The following is a 17,349-nucleotide window of genomic DNA, read 5'->3' as shown; positions in this document are numbered from 1 at the left end:
GATCTGGCCGGCGCCGTTTCAATGCCGCTCTTTCCCTGCCGCAACGCCCGGCTGAATGCCGGCTCGAGCCCCCACGGCGCCGGGACGGGCGCTGTGCCGCAGCCAACCGTAAAGTTCGGCATTACGCCGGAATCCCATCTTGCGCATAACGCTCATCTTGTGATTGCTGACGGTTTTCACGCTGATGTCCAGCATCCGCGCAATTTGCGTCACCCCCATCTCCCGCGTCATGCAGCGCATGATCTCCTGTTCCCGCAGCGTCAGGCCTCGGTGCTGACATACGCAGTTCATGCCACAACCCGGCCTACCCGGCCATTTGCTGCGCCGCTCCAGTTCGGCGCTCACCTGATACAATGCCGATACCAGCGGCGTATCGTGGTAAATGACGCCGGCCTCCAGCGAGCATCGGGTGCCGACGGTGCGTTTATGCCGCCCCTCCGGCGTTCGCAACGAGAAATACAGCGTTTTGCGCCCTGCGGCCTGCGCCTCAAAGAAGTGACAAAAGCAGCTTTGCACGCCAGGAGGAAAATAGCAGAACACCAGATCGGCTTCGTGAACCTGCTGCGTATCCAGTAACAGCGTGCGCTTGCCGTAAGTGCTGAAATGCAGCGCCAGGGCCTCCTGCCAACCGGCGCTGAAGTAACGGTTTTCATCAAATAGCGCGATTTTTATCATGGTGTTCATCCCTGCCCTCCCGCCGTTCCGGCTTCCCGTTTAACCGCCTGGGCCCCCTTTGTCGGAGCCTGACTGTTGTCGATGCGTAATTCATAAATCATGGTGGCGTTAGGTGGCACTTTCGGCGGGTAGCCGGTTTCGCCGTAGGCCAGCGCCGGTGGCACGACCATCGTCAGCGAACCGTGGTTATGCAGATGGCTTATCGCCTCCCTGAACAGCGGCGGATACTCGGACAGCGGTTGCGACAGCACCTTGCCGCTCAGTTCCATATCCTGGATCACCGTGCCGTCGGTCAATTTCTCCTTCACGACCACATCGACCACCGCCGTTGGCGCCAGCGCGCCCTCTCCGGCGTAATCCACCCGATACCAAAAGCCCATCGCCGATTGTTTTACGCCCTTTTGTTGACTGAACTGCGCCAGATAATCTTCATCACGCCGCCGCTGTTCGTTAACGCGTTTCTCACGCGCGGCCATGGCGGCGGCATCCGCCTGCGCCGTCAGCGTATTCAGTTCATCCGGCGGCAGCTGCAAACGCCCCGACACGCTATCGATGACGCCCGCCAACAGGCTGTCGCGGTCCACCGGTACGCCCCAGCTTTGACGCTCCGTCACTACCCCCTGAATATCCCGCCCCAGCGCACTGCCCGCCGCATAGGACAAACGCTTGCGTTCATCCTTCAACTGCTCCGGCGTCACCTCCCATTGCAGCCGCTTATGCAGCGCCAACAGCGCTTCGCGCGTCTGCTGGGTCACTTTCTGCTCATCGGCCCGTTTCTGCTCACTCGCCTCCAGCGCGGTACGCAGAGCGTGCAGTTCCTCCTGGTGCTCGCGCTGGCGTTGTGCAAGCGTCTGTGCCGATGCCTGCGCAGCGGACTCCAGCTCGGTGACGCGCCGTTCGGCCTGCATCGCCGTCGCTTTGGTTTTGGCGGTTTCCTGCGTCGCCTGCCGCAGCAACGCCTCGGCGCGCTGCGCATCGGGCGAGCCGCGCCAGGCGGCGCCCAGCCCGGCGATCCACTGCTGCAGCGTTGACGAATCGGGCAACGTCGCGACGGGTGGCGTCGCTTTCTCCGCCCGCAGCGCGGCGAGTTCCTGGCGCAACACCGCCAGTTCCATTCGCTGGCGCGCCAGCTGTTGGTCACGCGCCAATAATTCCTGGCTCAGCGTAAAAGCTTTGGCCGGGGAAGCCGGCTGGTGGGTATCCGACGGACGCTTTGCCGGCTCACGCTTTTTTTGCCCCGCCCCGCGGTCGGCGGGCGCCGCGTTTTCGCTCGCCGGCGCGGTGTTCTGCCGTTGATACTGCTCGGCAAACTGCAGCAGCGCCGGCACGCCGTCGTCCGCCTGCGCGACGCCGGTGAACAGCAGAGCCGCACAGCCCAGCAGGCGCAGCCTCATTTAACCTGCTCCCCGCGATCCGCCAAGCCGGTCAACACCGCCTGATTCACCCCGGCGCACAGATAGTTGACCTTGTAGCGATACAGCGCATCCACCGTCTCCTGCGTGTCGCCGTTTACCCGTGCGCGCAAGTTGGCGTACTGCGAAGCGCCGCTCATCAGGCTGTCGAAGGCCTGTTTATAGCGCTGATATTGTTTCTCGTCGATCGTGCGCAATGCACCCAGTTGCTCCTGGCACTGCTGCAGCTGCTCGGCCTCACGCTGCTTGCGCAAAGCCTCTTCTGACGGAGCTTGCACAGCCTGATTTTTGGTGTTCACAGCCGGCTTGCCCGACTTTTGGTTTTGACAGGCGGCGGCGCTCAACGCCAACAGGCACAGCAGGCCCATGCGCAGGGCGCGATTGAGGGGCTTTATCATCATTGCGTTTTTTGTCCTTGTAGACGCTTATTCGTATTCCAACGTAAAAGTGGCCACCGCGCTGAAGGTGCCGCGGCCGATGGACTTCGATTGGATGGCCTCCGGCTCCCCCTGCACATAGGCCTGCAGCGTGAGCGTGGTGTTACCGGCATTCAGGCGGAATTTATCGCTGGCGCGATTGAGCGGCAGCGCCTTGCCGGTGCTGTCCTCCAGCCCGATGCCGATCCCCGAGGCCAGGCTGCCGGCATCCAGCGCCAACAGGCCGGGCAGCTTAGCGTTCTCGGTGCCGGTAAACGTGATGGCCACCGTATTGCCCAGGCTGAGATCGCACTCGGTCAGGTGCAACGCGAAGCTTTGGCTATGGGTGCGGGTGTTCAGATACAGGTATTTGTCGACGATGGTGCCGAAATCCAGTTGGATATCCTCATCTCCCGGCTGAATGACGCACGGCTCGGCTACCAGCGTACCGTGAAAGCGCATGTTTTCCGCCGCAGTCGCCGGCGGCGCCATCATGCCGGCCGCCATGACCATGCCTGCCCCCAACAGCGCGCTCCGGCGCCGGTTCGTCTCTGTCGCGCGCATGTCGCCACTCCCTTTGGTTGTGCTTGCGCCGGTCCGACGCAAGCGGCGTATTAGTCGTAATAAAGGCGGAAATCGATCGCCGCACGGTAGGCGCCGGCGCTCAGCGTCGCCGGGGTTCGCACCGGCGTCACCGTATACGTCAGGGTGTTTTGCCCCGGCGTCAGCAAGATCGGTTTGTTACGCGCGCCGAGGCGCACCGGCAGGCCGCTGGCATCCGCCAACTGCAGCCCCAAGCCGGTGACGCCGGCTACCCTGACCAAACCCGGCGCGTCGTCATCCGCAGGCGCGGTAAACGCCACGGACACCGCAGGTTGACTGCCGCTCCAGGCCAGAACCCCGGTCCAGGCGTCGCGGTTGCTCGCCGGCGCCCGCAGACAGTCTTTCAGCGTCAGCTCGAACACCACCGGCGTGCCGCGATCGCCCGGGCGCTGGAAGTGCGCCGTTCCCGTCTCCCCCAGCCACACTTCCTGACGAGCGGTGGTCATTTCCAGACTGCAGGCGCTTTCCGTCAACGCGCCGTAGACGTGGAGCGTGCCGTTCGCGCCCTCCACGTCCCAGTTGTCCACCGCGCGGGCCGGCGGCATCAGCATCAGCATCGTGCCTGCCGTCAGCGGTACCATCAGCGCGGCCAATACCGTCAGGCCGATAGTGCGTCGCTGATGACGTTCATAGGCCTTTCCCAACAGCATGGGGATCTTTCGTTGCATGATTCGTTCACTCCGCTGTATTCACTCTGTCTTCCCTGCTTGCGCGCGGATCGTCATTTGGCGACCGGCACGACCTGGCAGGCATTGCCGGCGCAGCGGAAGTTCAACTGCGGCCGCCCACCGTAATCGTTGATGTATGCCAGCGACGGGCCGTTGCCGAGGCTCGCGGCGGAGACGTTCAGCGGGGCACTGGCCTTCGGCGCCACCATCAGCGGTTCAAAGCCCGCCGCCCCTTTTCCGCCCTTGCCGGCGCTCGCCTCAACGATCGTCACGTAATAAGGGGTCGGGTTATTCACCACGTACTTGTCGCCCTGCCGGGTCAGCGTCAGCTGCTCCTGCCACGGTGCGGCGTTCTTTTTCGGGGCGAGCGCCGCCGGGCGATAAAACATTTTGATGCGCGTCTGCAGCGCTATCTGCAGCGTGTTCGGCTTATTGCTGCGCGGCGGGATCTCGCGCAGGTTGAAGTAATACAGCGTCTCCCTGTCCTGCGGCAGCTGACGCGCGGCCGGCAGCGACTGGATCTTCACCTGGCTCGGTTTGCCCGGCTCCACCCGTTGCACCGGCGGCAGCACAGTGAAAGGGCTTTGGATTTTGTTGCCGCGATCGTCTTCGATCCATCCCTGCGCCAGATACGGCAACTGTTTGTTCTGGTTACTGATGTTGAGACTGACCGTTTTCAGGTCGCCGTCGAAAATCACGCGCGTGCGATCCAGCGCGATAGCCGCATGAGCGGGCAGGCTGACCGCGCCGATCGTCAACGCGGCGGCGAGCGGGCCCACAAGGAAAACGGTCTTTCTGGTCATAGTCAGATTCATCATGTCTTCACGGTTCCAGTCGGCCGTAAGCGGACGAGCCCGCCCCGGCGGTTTAGCGGCGGAGCGGGCTCCGCCGGGTGTATGTCAGTTGGCGTCAGCCGCCGGCTTGCTGCCGGTAAGAGGACGGCAAGGCAGCAGCAACGTGTTCATCAACATTTCGGCCGGCAGCGGCGACGGCAGCTGGATTTCACACTGCGCCGCGCCGTTCCAGTGCACGCTCATGCGCTCGCCGGGGTTAAGGCCGGACAGGTAAACGCTGCCGCCGTCATTGATGATGCCGGTCTCCTGTTTGCGGGCATTCAGCACCGTGGCACCAAACGGCGGCTCGCTGCCGTCCGCCAGCTTGACGATCGCCATCGCCTTCTCACCGGCAATCACTTCAAACTTGCGGTAGCCGATGGCCCCCTCGGTCAACGTGGCCTGCACCACGGAACGCGTCGCCTCGACGTTGTCGCTCAGGCTGTTGAGATCGATGCTGGCCTTGTTGCGGTAGTAGCTGTTTACATCCGCCACCACCGCCTTGCCGTAACGGTTGGTCAGCACCGTACTGCCGTAGCCGCGCACCGGCACACCGGCGACGCCTTCGGTATCGAGCAGCAAGCGCGTCCCGCCCGGCGTGTTGACGCGGTGCAGCACCGCCCCTTCCGCCGCCATCGTCAGGCCGCCCTGCGCACCGATGCCGACGGCGCTGTAGCGGCCGGCCTGGTAGCTGGCGTTGGCGTTGATCTGCGCCATGTCGCCCTGATGGCTGTAATAACCGCTGGCCGTCGCTCCGCTGCGTGCGGCGCCGGCGCTGATCTGATAGTTGTTGTGTTCATCGACCCGGTTGTAGTACCCGACCCGGTGAGCGTTCTCTTCGCGATCGAGCGTCATGTTGTAACTGAGCGTGCCTGCACTGCCCCAGGGCAGCGACAGCGACAGATACATCCCGTCGTCGTTGCGCTCGTTATAACGGTTGCGATAGGCCGACAGCGACACGCTGACGTTCTTGAAATCGCCGATGTCGAAGTAGCGCGATACCATCAGGTTGTAACGATCGTTCGGCGCCCGATCCCAGTAGGTTTGGTGGCTGTAGTTGAGATAGGTGCTCAGCCCCAGTTCGCGGAACTGCTTGTTGAAGGTGATGGTGTACATCTCCTTGCTCTTGCCGCTGCGCCCCCCTTCGTAACGCGCATCCAGGTAGTCCCCCATGCTCATGAAATCTTCCTGGGAGAAGCGGTAACCGGCAAAGGTGACCTGGCTGTCGTATTCATCGAAGTTCTTCGAATAGCTCAGCCGGTACGAACCGCCGGTCAGCGTGCCATCCTGCGGCAAACGCGCACGCGACTGCGTGGCATCGAACGACAGCGCCCCCAGCGCCATCAGATCGCGCCCGATCCCCAGCGACAGCGCGTTGTAATCGCCGCCGGCGATGCCCCCGCCGTACAGCGACCAGCCGTTGCTGATCCCCCAGGAGAACTCGCCGGTGCCGAACATCGGCCCGCGCAGATGGTGCCCCCACTCTGACGGTTTGCCCGTCGCCAGCTTGTAACGCACCGTACCCGGCCGCGTCAGATAAGGAATGTTGGCGGTGTTCATCTTGAACTCCTGCACGCTGCCGTCTTGCTCTTCGACACGCACGTCCAGCTCGCCGGAAACCGCATCGTTGATGTCCTGAATGCGGAACGGCCCCGCCGCTACCTGCGTTTCATACAGCACGCGCCCCTGCTGGCTGACCACCACCTTGGCGTTGGTTTTCGCCACGCCGGTCACTTCCGGCGCATAGCCGCGCAGGTTGGGCGGCAACATGCTGTCGTCGGATCGCAGACTGACGCCGGTAAAGCGCAGGCTGTCGAAAATGTCGGAGTTCAGGTAATCCTCACCCATCGTCAGCCGCGAACGCAGCGCCGGGATCGCCCGGTAGGCGTAATAGCGGCTCCAGTCGAACTGTTTATCGGTAGGCTGAGAAGAACCGGTCTGATGGTTGAGGTTGGCCTGCCAGTCGGCGCGCAGACGCCAGGCGCCCAGGTTGGCGCCACCGGTACCGTTGCCGCTCAGGCTGTAACTGCTGCCGCCTTTCTGATGCTTTTGCGTTTGGGCGTTGACGTTATAGTCAAACAGCAGCCCGGGAATACCGTCATCCCAGCGCGAAGGCGGGTCCCAGTTTTCCGAGCTGTATTCCAGATAGGCCTGAGGAATGTTCAGATACAGTGAGGAGCTGGCAAGATCGCCGCGGGCTTCCATCCCCGCCAGACTGGAAGCGTCAAGGCAACGGCCGCCGTGCGTCCAATTCAGCGTGCTTAACAGTTTTTCTTTCAGCCCCAGTTGGTTGACCAATTCCGGCGAAAGACAGGCTTCGCTGCCTTTTGGATCGTTCTCGGGCGCCATAAACGTTACCGGCTGTTCCGGCAGATCGTTCTTATTGACGTGCACCACCATGGTATAAACGCCCGGCATGATGTAGCCGCTGCGCGTAAATTGGCTCAGATCGATATTTTTACGATCGTTGATGTCCAATACGTCGGTATTGAATTGAATCACGTCGGCGGCATAGACCAACGCGATTGGATTTCCCAGAGAAAGGGCAACGCAAAGCCCCAAGGCCTGAAGACGAAATAACTTCCCTGCCGGTGAAAGCATAATAAAGTCCTTTCAATAACGAATTAACCGTCAGTACGAGAAAAAATCAAAAATAATCCAGCTTAAAACGCACTGTGGAAAAATACGCTCCCACCTTCAACGGCTGGTGATTCGGCATCAACGTCATGGAATAATTCAGCACTCGGTTTCCCGGTATTATTCCCTCCATCGGCAAAGGTTTCCCTGGAATAACCGCCGTGCCGCTGCTGTCTTTTATCTCCAAGGCAACGCCGCGCGCATCGCCCTGTACGCCAAACAGAGCACCTTCCGCATAACCATCAAACGTGACCTGAAAGAATTTCCAGTCAGGCTTGTTTTCCGGCCGTTCCAAAATGCAATTGACCAATTCGATACTGAAAGGTTTGGTCATCCCCTGGCCGTCACGAATGATCTGTCCGAGAGGAATAGTGTCCATATCGATCGTCTGATCGCGGCTGCCGGCAGCAATGGCGCAGGCGGTGTCGATAATGGCGCCGTGCATGTTGACTTTGCCCCACCCCTGCGCGGCGGAAATTGCATAGCCGGGCGCAAACGCCAACGACGCCAAAAGAACGGCACCCGCTCGATTCCTTGGTAAAAACATCGCGACATTCCTTTGACAGGGAGATTCACCAGGCATGCGGCGAACCCCATGCCTGGTTGATTAAGCCTTCGGACTCACTTACTGATAAGCCAGGGTGAAATCGGCTACGGCAGTGAAATCGCCCGGAACGATGGCGGCGGAAGCGCCTTCACCCTGCAGGTAGGCGGCGAAATGCAGAGTGTTGTTGCCGGTGTTCAGGGTCTGCGCGGTAGTCGCTTCACCCAGTTTGATCGGCTGACCATTGTAAGAGATGGCTACGCCGGCGCCGCTGGCGGTACCCGCGATACCCAACAGATCCTTGTCGGTGGACGACGCTACGCCGCTGAAGGTGGTTTTAACGGTTTTCAGTGTGGTGATATCACACTGCTCCAGTTTGATTTCAAACGGACGCGGGTTGGATTTGCCGCCGTTTTTCAACGCCACGTTGGAAACCTGGCCCAGATCTACGGTCTGATCGATCGACTCGGGTGCAATAGAGCATGGCGCATCAATAATAGAGCCCGTGAAGGTGACCTTACCGTGTCCCTGATCGGCTGCCTGTGCAAAAGAACTTGCGCCAAATGCAATCACTGCAGCCATCATGATTTTGTTAAGTTTCATAGAACCTATATTCCTTATAAGAAAAAATGCATATTCCAATCAAGAAAAAGAGCAACAGGAAACCCGCTCGCGCTTATATATGCGCAGCCCTGATTCTTTAGCATCTTGCTGGTTGGTTAACTGCCAAAACCCAAAGACACCGACAATAAACATGTCGATTACGGCAAGTTCGCAGCGGCCCACCCATTAATGAATTCGTCATATAAAAATAAACAAAATCACAACAAGCAGAGACCAATACTTTCTAATCCGCCCTTCTTGTTCGGCGATGAATATTCTGGCAAATGCCTCCAAGCAAAAAAAGGCTTTTTTTGATCAAGGCGAACATTCGCAATTTATTTCCTAATTGAAGTTAATTTACTGTTATTTTTAGGCTCATAGATCGTAAAAGATGCTTTTATAGAGCAATATCCTGTTTTTCTGTGATTCCCAAGTAATCAGATCGCAAAGTGGCACTTTGTGAATATAATAAACCAAAATTTTAGGTTTCAGCGTGACGCCACCCCTGCCTTGGTATAGGTAAAAACGGGGCGGGCAACGCCTTTTTTTTCAATCCTGATAAATAGATAGGATTTTTCTTTGTTCGCGTTTTACCTCGTTGTTGGTAGGCAGCGAAAGTTTGTTTTTTCTTAGGAATACGGCAATCGGAATACAGAGGAAGTGCTATGGAAGCGTTATCTCCGAAACAAAAGGAAATACGGCAATTGCAGCACGATCTGCTGCAAACATTATTTGCGCAGTCACCCCGCAAGTGCCCCGTCGCCGGTCTGCCGCCGCCGCAGCAATGGCTATCGACGCGGCAACTGGCCAATGCCGTTAACGTCGGTGTTTACCGGGCTCGGCGGCTGTTGTTGGATCTTGTCGCCCGGCAAAAAGTGATTGTGACGGACGGCTCTATCAACAACTCGTTGAGGTGGTATCCCACCGCGTTGCTGAACGGTGATAACGACGGCATCCCCAACAGAGATGCCCTCACTCCCCTTTAACGGAATAAATATGGCCAACCGGCCTGATTGGCGATATTTCATTGCGGAGTAATGCCGCACACTATTTATATATATTGGGATATTATCGTGAGAAAAACAGCCCTGCTATTTTTACGTTGCTGCCTGGCATTATCTTTCTTCATGCTGCTTGGCAATGCCAACGCATTTACCTGCCGCACGTCCGATGGCGGACTGATTCCACCCGGGGGCTCGACCACGCCGGTTGACGTCCGGGTACGCATCGGGCCACAGCTTTCTTATGGCAAAAACGAAATCGTCAACGTCAGCCAGGTCACCTGTAAAAACGACGTCGCGAGCTGGTATGACTATCTCAAAACCGACAGCCCGGCGCTGTCGATGAACAGTGCGATTTTTGGCACCATCGGCAGCGGTACCACCATCAACGGCAGCGATTACAACTCTCCGGTGCCATCAGGTATCAGCGTACTCAGCCTTACCGGGTTACAGACCCAGTCGGTCGCCATCCGGGTCTATATCGTGTTGAACCGTTTCCCAACGCCGGATATCAAGGTGAACAAGGGCGACGTCATCGGCCAAATAAACTTTATTCAGACCAACGATCAGCCGGGTTGCCCGCAGTGCGGCGTTTATCGCTGGCGCCTGATCGCCGACAACGACGCCTACTTCGTCACCACCAGTTGCACCATCAACAACGGCCAGCAAATCAATGTCGACTTTGGCCAGATCCGCCAGGACTTTCTGACTCAAAGCGCCAGCGACGCCCAAATCAAACAGGACAAGGCGCTCAGCTACCAATGCGACGACCAGAGCGCGACGCAGGATATTCTGATCCGCATGGTCAGCGACGCCAGTGGCTTCTCCAGCGATTTTATCAAAACCAGCAACCCTAACGTCGGCGTGGCCATGGTGTACAACGGCGCGGTGGTAAAGCCCAACAATGCCTTCAGAACGCGCATCGTTAACGGGCTGGGCAACGACACCGTAACCTTTGTGCCGGTGAAGAACAATGTGCCTTACACCAGCATCGCCACCGGGCCGATGTCAGGCTCGGCCACGCTGATCTTCAGCGCACCTTGAAACGGGAGCCGGAATGAACATGACGAAAAAAACGCGCTGCGCTCTGCTGTGGTCGCTGAGTCTGATCAGCGCCACCACCCAGGCCGCCGACCAGGGCACCAAGGTCAACATCACCGCCACCGTGGTGGCGCCTCCGCCTTGCGTGATCAATGACGGACGCACCATCGATATCGACTTCGGCAAGGTCGGCATCAAGCGCATCGACGGCAATCGCTATATGCAACGCATCGATTACAGCATCAAATGCGAGTTTCTGGATAACAGCCGCCAGCTGAAAATGAAGATCATGGGCGGCGCGGCGGCCTTCGACGGCAGCGTGTTAACCAGCAGCGTCAATGGATTGGGCATCAAGCTGTTGGCCAACGGTAAGGCCTTCGCCATCAATACGCCGCTGAACATCGATTACGCCAATCCGCCGACGCTTGATGCAGTGCCGGTGAAAAACAGCGCCGTCACCCTGGCGGAAGGCGATTTCACCAGCGGCGCCACCATGCTGGTGGACTACTTTTAATCACCGCGCCCCAGGAACTCGCGAAAAAAAAGCCGCAACGTCTCCGTTGCGGCTTGGTCGAGAATCTTGCGCCCGGGGCGCGCGCCTCACATCAGGGTATTTAGCCGAAGATCCCGCCGAACCACTGGCTCAGCTTCATCATCACCATATCCCAGATGCGGCTGAAGAAGTTGCCCTCTTTCACCTCTTGCATCACCACCAGCGGGTGTTGCTCGATGGTTTTGCCGTCCAGCTGGAAATCGATGGTGCCGACCACCTGGTTTTTCGCCAGCGGTGCTTCCAGCGTCGGCTGGGTCAGCTTGTAGCTGGCCTTCAGGTTTTTCATCTGCCCTTTCGGAATGGTGACCGAGGCGTCTTTCGCCACGCCGAGCGGCACTTCGCTGACGTCGCCGAACCACACTTTCTGGGTGACGAACGGCTTATCGGCCTTGATCGGCGTCGCGGTTTCATAGAAGCGGAAGCCCCAGGTCAGCAGCTTTTCGCTTTCGCTGAAGCGCACGCGATCGCTCGGCGCGCCCAGCACCACCGAGATCAGACGCATCGGGCCGTCGGTGGCCGACGCCACCAGGTTATGGCCGGCGCCGCTGGTGTAACCGGTCTTGATGCCGTCGACGTTCAGGTTGCTGCTCCACAGCAGGCGGTTACGGTTAATCTGGCGGATCTTGTTAAAGGTGAACTCTTTTTCTTTATGCAGCGCGTATTCGTCCGGCACGTCGCGGATCAGCGCCTGGCTCAGCAGCGCCATGTCGCGCGCCGTGCTGTACTGCCCTTCCGCATCCAGACCGTGCACCGTCAGGAAGTGGGTATTCTGCAGCCCCAGGGATTTGGCGTAGTTGTTCATCAGGCCGACGAACGAATCCTGGCTGCCCGCCACGTAGTCCGCCAGCGCGATGCTGGCGTCGTTGCCCGACTGGATCACGATGCCCTTATTCAGCTCCAGTACCGGCACCTGATCGCCCGGCTTGATGAACATCAGCGAAGAACCGCGCAGCGCCGGGTTACCGGGCGCCCAGGCGTCTTTGCCGACGGTGACCAGGTCTTCCGGCTTGATCTTGCCGGCCTTGATCGCCTGGCCGATCACGTAGCTGGACATGATCTTGGTTAGGCTGGCGGGATCGAGACGGGTGTCGGCATTGCCTTCGGTCAGCACCTTGCCGCTGTTGTAATCCATCAGAATGTAGGCCTTGGCGTCTACCTGCGGCGGCGCCGGCGGCTCGGCCGCGTGCACGGCCGGGGCGGCCAGCAACAGGATGCCTACGCTGAAGGTCAGTTTTTTCAGGGAAGTGGATAAGTTTTTTTTCATCATGACGTCGCCAGAGTGTCCATTCAAACCATTGAAATAGCGTTAACTTTCAAACATGTTCACGTTTTAAGCCAACCAGCGAGAGTGGCCCGGTGCGCGCGTGCCGGCCGCAACCCCCTGCGGCGCCCATAGCGGGTAACGCAACGCACCGAAAATGCCCTTGCTGTGAGTTTATGTGATTTATCTTATTTTTGCAGGGTTTAGCGTGAATTTTCAGCATTTTTACATAACTGTACGCAGGCCCCCGCTTATCGTTCAAAAAAGCATCGCGACGCGTATTTTTGCATCCACCCACGGCTACACGGCCAAGCATCTGCACCGCTAAACATCTGCGCATCTATACGTCTAAAAAAAATTAATATATTCCATAATGGCATATAGAACCGTTATTTGTTCTTTTTAAAGCGCTTATCCTCAGCGTTATCATCCATATAACGACTTTTATACCGAATAATCCTGGAGATGAGTCATGGCGATCCCCCATTCCGTCATCGAGATGATTGGCAATACCCCGATGCTGGAACTGACCCAGTTCGATACCGGCCCGTGCCGGCTGTTCGTCAAGCTGGAGAATCAAAACCCCGGTGGTTCGATCAAAGACCGCGTGGCGCTGTCAATGATCGAGCAGGCCGAGCGCGACGGCAAGCTGCAGCCGGGCGGCACCATCATCGAAGCCACCGCCGGCAATACCGGCCTGGGACTGGCACTGGTGGCGGCGCTGAAAGGCTATAAGCTGCTGCTGGTGGTACCGGACAAGATGAGCCGCGAGAAGATCTTCCACCTGCGCGCACTGGGCGTGGAAGTGCTGCTGACCCGCTCGGACGTCGGCAAGGGGCATCCGGCTTACTATCAGGATTACGCCAAACGCCTGGCCGGGGAGATCCCCGGCGCCTTTTATATCGATCAGTTCAACAACCCGGCCAACCCGGCGGCCCATACCACCACCACCGCGCCCGAACTGTGGCGGCAGATGGAGCATGACGTGGACGCTATCGTGGTTGGCGTCGGCTCCGGCGGCACGCTGGGCGGGCTGAGCCGCTATTTCGCCGACGTTTCGCCGCAGACGGAATTCGTGCTGGCCGACCCTGCCGGCTCTATCCTGGCGGACTATCTCGACAACGGCCACATCGGGGAAGCGGGCAGCTGGCTGGTGGAAGGCATCGGCGAAGACTTCGTCCCGCCGCTCAGCGACTTTGACCAGGTCCGCCACGCTTACCGCATCGGCGACGCAGAAGCCTTCACCACCGCGCGCGATCTGCTGCGCAAGGAAGGCGTGCTGGCGGGCTCGTCCACCGGCACCCTGCTGGCCGCCGCACTGCGTTACTGCCGCGCACAGACCGAACCCAAGCGAGTGGTGACCTTTGTCTGCGACAGCGGCAATAAATACCTGTCTAAAATGTATAACGACCACTGGATGCTGGAACAGGGTCTCCTGAGCAAACCGCAGCACGGCGATCTGCGCGATCTGATCGCCTACCGCCACGACGAAGGTGCGGCCGTTTCTGCCGCGCCGGACGACACGCTGGCGATCGTGCACGCCCGCATGCGGCTGTACGACATCTCGCAGCTGCCGGTGCTGGAAGGCGATCGGGTGGTCGGCCTGATCGATGAGTGGGATCTGCTGAACGCCGTCCAGGCCGACGCCGCCCACTTCAGCCTGCCGGCCAGTAGCGCGATGACCAAGCAAGTCCATACGCTGCAAAAAGAAGCCGGCTACGAAGAATTGCAGGCCACCTTCAACCATGGCCACGTCGCGGTAGTGCTCGACGGCGAGCACTTCCTCGGCCTGATTACCCGCACAGACGTGCTTAACGCCTGGCGCCAAAAATTACGTTAATAAGGACCCATTATGGCCAAGTTTGATACGTTGACCGTTCACGCCGGTTACACCCCGGACGCGACCGGAGCAGTGATGCCGGCGATTTACGCCACCTCCACCTACGCCCAACCGGCGCCGGGCGAGCATACCGGCTACGAATATTCCCGCAGCGCCAACCCGACGCGCACCGCGCTGGAAAGCGCCATCGCCGAACTGGAAGGCGGCAGCCGCGGCTACGCCTTCGCCTCCGGCCTGGCGGCCTGTTCCACGGTGCTGGAGCTGCTCGATAAAGACAGCCACCTGATCGCGGTGGACGATCTGTACGGCGGCACCTATCGCCTGCTGGAAAAGGTGCGCAGCCGCACCGCCGGCCTGCGCGTCACCTACGTGTCGCCGGCGGATCTCGCCGGGCTGGAACAGGCGATCGAGCCGGATACCAAAATGATCTGGGTGGAAACCCCGACCAACCCCTTGCTGAAACTGGCGGATCTGAGCGCCATCGCCGCGATCGCCAAAAAGCATCAGCTAATCAGCGTGGCGGACAATACCTTCGCTTCGCCGTATCTGCAGCGTCCGCTGGATCTGGGCTTTGACGTGGTGGTGCACTCCGCCACCAAATACCTCAACGGCCACTCCGACGTGGTGGCCGGCGTCGCGGCGGTGGGGGATAACCCGGCGTTGGCGGAGCAGCTCGGTTTCCTGCAAAACGCGGTCGGCGGCATTCTCGATCCGTTCAGCAGCTTCCTGACGCTGCGCGGCATCCGCACCCTGGCCCTGCGCATGCAGCGCCACAGCGACAGCGCGCTGCGCATCGCCCAGTGGCTGGAGAGCCAGCCGCAGGTGGAAAATGTCTACTATCCCGGCCTGCCGAGCCACCCGCAGCATGAGCTGGCGGCGCGCCAGATGACGCGCTTCGGCGGCATGATCTCGGTGCGGTTGAAAGGCGACGACGCCTATGCGCGCCGGGTCATTCAGCGCTCGCGCCTGTTCACCCTGGCGGAAAGCCTGGGCGGCGTGGAAAGCCTGATCAGCCAGCCGTTCAGCATGACGCACGCCTCCATTCCGCTGGAACAGCGCCTGGCAACCGGCATCACGCCGCAGCTGGTGCGCCTGTCGGTGGGGATTGAGGATGTGGAAGATCTGATCGCCGATCTGCAGCAGGCGCTGGCGGAATAATCGCCAGAATCAATCGCCATCAGCCCGGCCGACGCGCCGGGCTTTTTTGTGCCTGATGTTCAGACGCCGATGACGTCCCGATAAAAGCGCTGTGCCACATCGGGGTGGGAACGGATGCGGCCTTTCAGGTAGTTATACCCTACGTCGCGCAGCAGCGGGTTGAGCGGATCGCTGGCCGGGCCGCGCGCCTGCGCCGCCAGCGACGGCGGCAGTTGATACAACGGCACCACCGCGTCCAATCGCGCGCCGAGGAAGAAGGCGATCGACAGCCTGTCGCGCCCCGCCGGCGGCGTTTCCACCCGGTGCACCGTGGCGCGCAGGTAGCCGTTGGTCGCCAGCTCCAGCAGCTCGCCGATGTTCACCACGAAGGTGTCCTCACGCGGCTGGGCGTCAATCCACCGCCCTTCGCTCACCTCCACCTGCAGCCCTTTTTGCGCGTCCTGCAGCAGGAAGCTGAGAAAGCCGGAGTCCTTGTGCGCGCCGACGCCCTGTGCGCTGGCGGTAGCGTCCCGCCCCGGGTAGCGAATCAGTTTGATGTGTTCGTTGGGCTTCTCGCCGTACAAGCGATCGAAAGCCTGCTCCGGCAGCGACAGCGCCAAAGCGAAAGCGCGCAGCAGCCGCAGCGACATGGCGGTCATCGCCTGTTGCCACTGCAGCAGCAGCGGTTTCAGCGTCGGCAGCGCCGCCGGCCACTGGTTTGGCCCCTGCAGACGCGCCCAGCGCGGGGTGTCGTCAGACAGCGTCAGCGCCGGGCGTTCGGCGCCGATATCGAACTGCTCACGCCAGTCCGGCTGGCCACGCGTCAGCTCCGCCGCCGCCCGGTTGTAACCACGAAAGTGCGGCGAATGCACCATCTGCACCGCCAATTTGTCGGCTTCCGGCAGCGCGAAGAATTGTCGCGCGCCCTGCTGCAGCCGCGCATTCAGCGCACTGTCCACACCGTGCCCGCGCAGATAGAAAAAACCGACGTCGCGGGCCGCCGCGCGCAAATCGTCAAGAAAGGCGCGCCGCCGGCGCGCATCGCCGTCAAGCTGCGAAAGATCCAGCAGCGGCAGCGTCTTCAGCGTCGTCAGGTGCGTCATCATGCGGTTCCTCTTCTTCCCCGATCGCGATCGGGCTGCCGTACAGGCGAATAATCAACATTGTCTCTCTCCAGCGGGTGGCTGCGTTTGCCTCATAGTTATCACCGCGCTCGCCGGGGCGGCCAATATTGTTGCGTTCTAAGTTATGCAAACGTTCAACAAACTGTCGCAAAACCGTCATCAATGTTTCTTATGCTCTGCGCAATTTCGCCGACGCCGCTGGCTGGCGATGGGCGCTATCCGCTATCCTGTAAACGACCTCATACCCTGCCTGCCGGAGAAATACTGATGGATTTAGCCTTATTCGACCTGGATGAAACCCTGATTGACGATGACAGCGCCAGCCTGTGGATCCGCTGGCTGGTCGGCCAGGGCTTCGCGCCGGCGGAGCTGGAACTGCAAGAGCAGCAGCTGATGCAGCTCTATTATCAGGGCAAGCTGTCGATGGAGGACTATATGCAGGCCACGCTGGCGCCGCTGACCGGCCTGAGCGTGCAAACCGTAGCCGGCTGGGTGCAACGCTACATTCGCCGCGATATCCTGCCGCGCGTCTACCCCGCCGCCCGTGAACGCCTACAGTGGCACCGCGAGCGCGGCGACTGCATCCTGGTGATCTCCGCCACCGGCGAGCACCTGGTGGCGCCGATCGCCGAACAGCTCGGCGCCGACGATGCGCTGGCGATCGGCGTGGAAATCAGCGACGGCCGCTTCACCGGCAACACCTACGGCACCATGACCTACCAACAGGGTAAGGTGATCCGCCTGCAACACTGGCTGGCGCAGCATCCGCACCTGAAATTCGAACACAGCCACGGCTACAGCGACTCCCTCAACGATAAGGCGATGCTGCAATTCGTCGACAGCGCTACGGTGATCAACCCCGACAGCGAGTTGAGCGCGCTGGCGGCGGAACACGGCTGGGAAGTGTGCCGCTGGGAGCGCTGAGCGGCAGGCAAAAAGTGCCCTGCGGTGTGACAAAAAGCGCGTTGTGGCGTAGGTATTAAGGGTCTTTAATCCGCTAA

At 60.0% G+C, this 17,349-nt stretch carries 18 protein-coding genes; 6 read left to right on the top strand and 12 right to left on the bottom strand.

What is annotated here, in order from left to right:
- Positions 1-18 precede the first annotated feature (18 nt).
- The 9 genes from V8N38_RS08040 to V8N38_RS08000 all read right to left on the bottom strand — a co-directional run bounded on the left by V8N38_RS08040 (position 19) and on the right by V8N38_RS08000 (position 8,391).
- Positions 19-684, bottom strand: coding sequence for a response regulator transcription factor (locus V8N38_RS08040; RefSeq protein ID WP_060421597.1), 666 nt, complete (start codon positions 682-684; stop codon positions 19-21).
- Positions 681-2,069 carry an FKBP-type peptidyl-prolyl cis-trans isomerase N-terminal domain-containing protein gene (locus tag V8N38_RS08035; protein WP_147839510.1) on the bottom strand — a complete coding sequence of 463 codons (1,389 nt, stop codon included), beginning with the start codon at positions 2,067-2,069 and terminating at the stop codon, positions 681-683. Before V8N38_RS08035 ends, V8N38_RS08040 begins: the two co-directional genes overlap by 4 nt.
- The gene (locus V8N38_RS08030) at positions 2,066-2,488 is read right to left on the bottom strand and encodes a hypothetical protein (RefSeq protein ID WP_060435266.1); all 423 of its coding nucleotides are present in this window, start codon (positions 2,486-2,488) and stop codon (positions 2,066-2,068) included. The genes V8N38_RS08035 and V8N38_RS08030 overlap by 4 nt, the downstream gene beginning before the upstream one ends.
- A 24-nt stretch (positions 2,489-2,512) precedes the next feature.
- Positions 2,513-3,067: a fimbrial protein gene (locus V8N38_RS08025; RefSeq protein ID WP_060440319.1), complete on the bottom strand. Its 555-nt coding sequence runs from the start codon at positions 3,065-3,067 to the stop codon at positions 2,513-2,515.
- Between the two features lie 50 nt (positions 3,068-3,117).
- On the bottom strand, positions 3,118-3,756 hold the full coding sequence (locus V8N38_RS08020; RefSeq protein WP_147839632.1) for a fimbrial protein: 639 nt from the start codon (positions 3,754-3,756) through the stop codon (positions 3,118-3,120).
- Positions 3,757-3,827: 71 nt separating this feature from the next.
- Positions 3,828-4,592, bottom strand: a complete 765-nt coding sequence (locus V8N38_RS08015; RefSeq protein WP_048321394.1) for a fimbria/pilus periplasmic chaperone — start codon at positions 4,590-4,592, stop codon at positions 3,828-3,830.
- A gap of 81 nt (positions 4,593-4,673) precedes the next feature.
- Entirely contained in the window at positions 4,674-7,208 is a 2,535-nt protein-coding gene (locus V8N38_RS08010; RefSeq protein WP_084826514.1) for an outer membrane usher protein, read from the bottom strand.
- Positions 7,209-7,254: 46 nt separating this feature from the next.
- Positions 7,255-7,791 carry a fimbrial protein gene (locus tag V8N38_RS08005; protein ID WP_060421578.1) on the bottom strand — a complete coding sequence of 179 codons (537 nt, stop codon included), beginning with the start codon at positions 7,789-7,791 and terminating at the stop codon, positions 7,255-7,257.
- A 78-nt stretch (positions 7,792-7,869) separates the two neighbouring features.
- Positions 7,870-8,391 carry a fimbrial protein gene (locus V8N38_RS08000; protein ID WP_025302212.1) on the bottom strand — a complete coding sequence of 174 codons (522 nt, stop codon included), beginning with the start codon at positions 8,389-8,391 and terminating at the stop codon, positions 7,870-7,872.
- A 665-nt stretch (positions 8,392-9,056) separates the two neighbouring features.
- Between V8N38_RS08000 and V8N38_RS07995 the strand changes: the two genes are divergently transcribed.
- From V8N38_RS07995 to V8N38_RS07985, 3 genes are all read left to right on the top strand, one after another.
- Positions 9,057-9,377: a hypothetical protein gene (locus V8N38_RS07995; protein ID WP_047728024.1), complete on the top strand. Its 321-nt coding sequence runs from the start codon at positions 9,057-9,059 to the stop codon at positions 9,375-9,377.
- A gap of 141 nt (positions 9,378-9,518) precedes the next feature.
- Entirely contained in the window at positions 9,519-10,436 is a 918-nt protein-coding gene (locus V8N38_RS07990; protein WP_142109595.1) for a fimbrial protein, read from the top strand.
- A 19-nt stretch (positions 10,437-10,455) separates the two neighbouring features.
- Positions 10,456-10,947, top strand: a complete 492-nt coding sequence (locus V8N38_RS07985) for a fimbrial protein (RefSeq protein WP_225528983.1) — start codon at positions 10,456-10,458, stop codon at positions 10,945-10,947.
- Between the two features lie 100 nt (positions 10,948-11,047).
- Here the strand turns inward: V8N38_RS07985 and V8N38_RS07980 are convergent, their stop codons facing one another.
- Positions 11,048-12,253 (bottom strand): serine hydrolase, encoded by a 1,206-nt coding sequence (locus tag V8N38_RS07980; RefSeq protein ID WP_038881127.1) that lies wholly within the window; start codon positions 12,251-12,253, stop codon positions 11,048-11,050.
- A 466-nt stretch (positions 12,254-12,719) separates the two neighbouring features.
- On the opposite strand from V8N38_RS07980, the gene V8N38_RS07975 reads away from it, so the two are divergent.
- Together V8N38_RS07975 and V8N38_RS07970 are read left to right on the top strand one after the other, a co-directional pair.
- Complete coding sequence (locus V8N38_RS07975) at positions 12,720-14,087, top strand: pyridoxal-phosphate dependent enzyme (RefSeq protein ID WP_147839511.1); 1,368 nt, start codon at positions 12,720-12,722, stop codon at positions 14,085-14,087.
- A gap of 12 nt (positions 14,088-14,099) precedes the next feature.
- Complete coding sequence (locus V8N38_RS07970; protein WP_025302206.1) at positions 14,100-15,245, top strand: trans-sulfuration enzyme family protein; 1,146 nt, start codon at positions 14,100-14,102, stop codon at positions 15,243-15,245.
- Between the two features lie 59 nt (positions 15,246-15,304).
- Here the strand turns inward: V8N38_RS07970 and V8N38_RS07965 are convergent, their stop codons facing one another.
- Both V8N38_RS07965 and V8N38_RS07960 read right to left on the bottom strand, forming a co-directional pair.
- Entirely contained in the window at positions 15,305-16,327 is a 1,023-nt protein-coding gene (locus V8N38_RS07965) for an isopenicillin N synthase family dioxygenase (protein ID WP_070913983.1), read from the bottom strand.
- Positions 16,272-16,508 (bottom strand): hypothetical protein, encoded by a 237-nt coding sequence (locus tag V8N38_RS07960; protein ID WP_072271032.1) that lies wholly within the window; start codon positions 16,506-16,508, stop codon positions 16,272-16,274. Before V8N38_RS07960 ends, V8N38_RS07965 begins: the two co-directional genes overlap by 56 nt.
- 107 nt (positions 16,509-16,615) lie before the next feature.
- Here V8N38_RS07960 and V8N38_RS07955 point away from each other — a divergent pair, with 107 nt between their 5' ends.
- Positions 16,616-17,272 (top strand): HAD family hydrolase, encoded by a 657-nt coding sequence (locus V8N38_RS07955; protein WP_004938759.1) that lies wholly within the window; start codon positions 16,616-16,618, stop codon positions 17,270-17,272.
- Positions 17,273-17,349 lie beyond the last annotated feature (77 nt).

Origin of the sequence: Serratia nevei (assembly GCF_037948395.1) — a bacterium.
GTDB lineage: Bacteria > Pseudomonadota > Gammaproteobacteria > Enterobacterales > Enterobacteriaceae > Serratia > Serratia nevei.
This window is presented reverse-complemented; position numbering and strand designations above follow the sequence as displayed.

Excerpts from the sequence above, each read along its gene's own strand:
- V8N38_RS08010 (WP_084826514.1), bottom strand. The coding sequence starts at position 7,208 with ATGCTTTCACCGGCAGGGAAGTTATTTCGTCTTCAGGCCTTGGGGCTT.
- V8N38_RS08000 (WP_025302212.1), bottom strand. The coding sequence starts at position 8,391 with ATGAAACTTAACAAAATCATGATGGCTGCAGTGATTGCATTTGGCGCA.
- V8N38_RS08020 (WP_147839632.1), bottom strand. The coding sequence starts at position 3,756 with ATGCTGTTGGGAAAGGCCTATGAACGTCATCAGCGACGCACTATCGGC.
- V8N38_RS07985 (WP_225528983.1), top strand. The coding sequence starts at position 10,456 with ATGACGAAAAAAACGCGCTGCGCTCTGCTGTGGTCGCTGAGTCTGATC.
- V8N38_RS08040 (WP_060421597.1), bottom strand. The coding sequence starts at position 684 with ATGAACACCATGATAAAAATCGCGCTATTTGATGAAAACCGTTACTTC.
- V8N38_RS08015 (WP_048321394.1), bottom strand. The coding sequence starts at position 4,592 with ATGATGAATCTGACTATGACCAGAAAGACCGTTTTCCTTGTGGGCCCG.
- V8N38_RS07960 (WP_072271032.1), bottom strand. The coding sequence starts at position 16,508 with ATGACGGTTTTGCGACAGTTTGTTGAACGTTTGCATAACTTAGAACGC.
- V8N38_RS07965 (WP_070913983.1), bottom strand. The coding sequence starts at position 16,327 with ATGACGCACCTGACGACGCTGAAGACGCTGCCGCTGCTGGATCTTTCG.
- V8N38_RS07990 (WP_142109595.1), top strand. The coding sequence starts at position 9,519 with ATGCTGCTTGGCAATGCCAACGCATTTACCTGCCGCACGTCCGATGGC.
- V8N38_RS07955 (WP_004938759.1), top strand. The coding sequence starts at position 16,616 with ATGGATTTAGCCTTATTCGACCTGGATGAAACCCTGATTGACGATGAC.
- V8N38_RS07975 (WP_147839511.1), top strand. The coding sequence starts at position 12,720 with ATGGCGATCCCCCATTCCGTCATCGAGATGATTGGCAATACCCCGATG.
- V8N38_RS08025 (WP_060440319.1), bottom strand. The coding sequence starts at position 3,067 with ATGCGCGCGACAGAGACGAACCGGCGCCGGAGCGCGCTGTTGGGGGCA.
- V8N38_RS07970 (WP_025302206.1), top strand. The coding sequence starts at position 14,100 with ATGGCCAAGTTTGATACGTTGACCGTTCACGCCGGTTACACCCCGGAC.
- V8N38_RS08005 (WP_060421578.1), bottom strand. The coding sequence starts at position 7,791 with ATGTTTTTACCAAGGAATCGAGCGGGTGCCGTTCTTTTGGCGTCGTTG.
- V8N38_RS08030 (WP_060435266.1), bottom strand. The coding sequence starts at position 2,488 with ATGATGATAAAGCCCCTCAATCGCGCCCTGCGCATGGGCCTGCTGTGC.
- V8N38_RS07995 (WP_047728024.1), top strand. The coding sequence starts at position 9,057 with ATGGAAGCGTTATCTCCGAAACAAAAGGAAATACGGCAATTGCAGCAC.
- V8N38_RS08035 (WP_147839510.1), bottom strand. The coding sequence starts at position 2,069 with ATGAGGCTGCGCCTGCTGGGCTGTGCGGCTCTGCTGTTCACCGGCGTC.
- V8N38_RS07980 (WP_038881127.1), bottom strand. The coding sequence starts at position 12,253 with ATGATGAAAAAAAACTTATCCACTTCCCTGAAAAAACTGACCTTCAGC.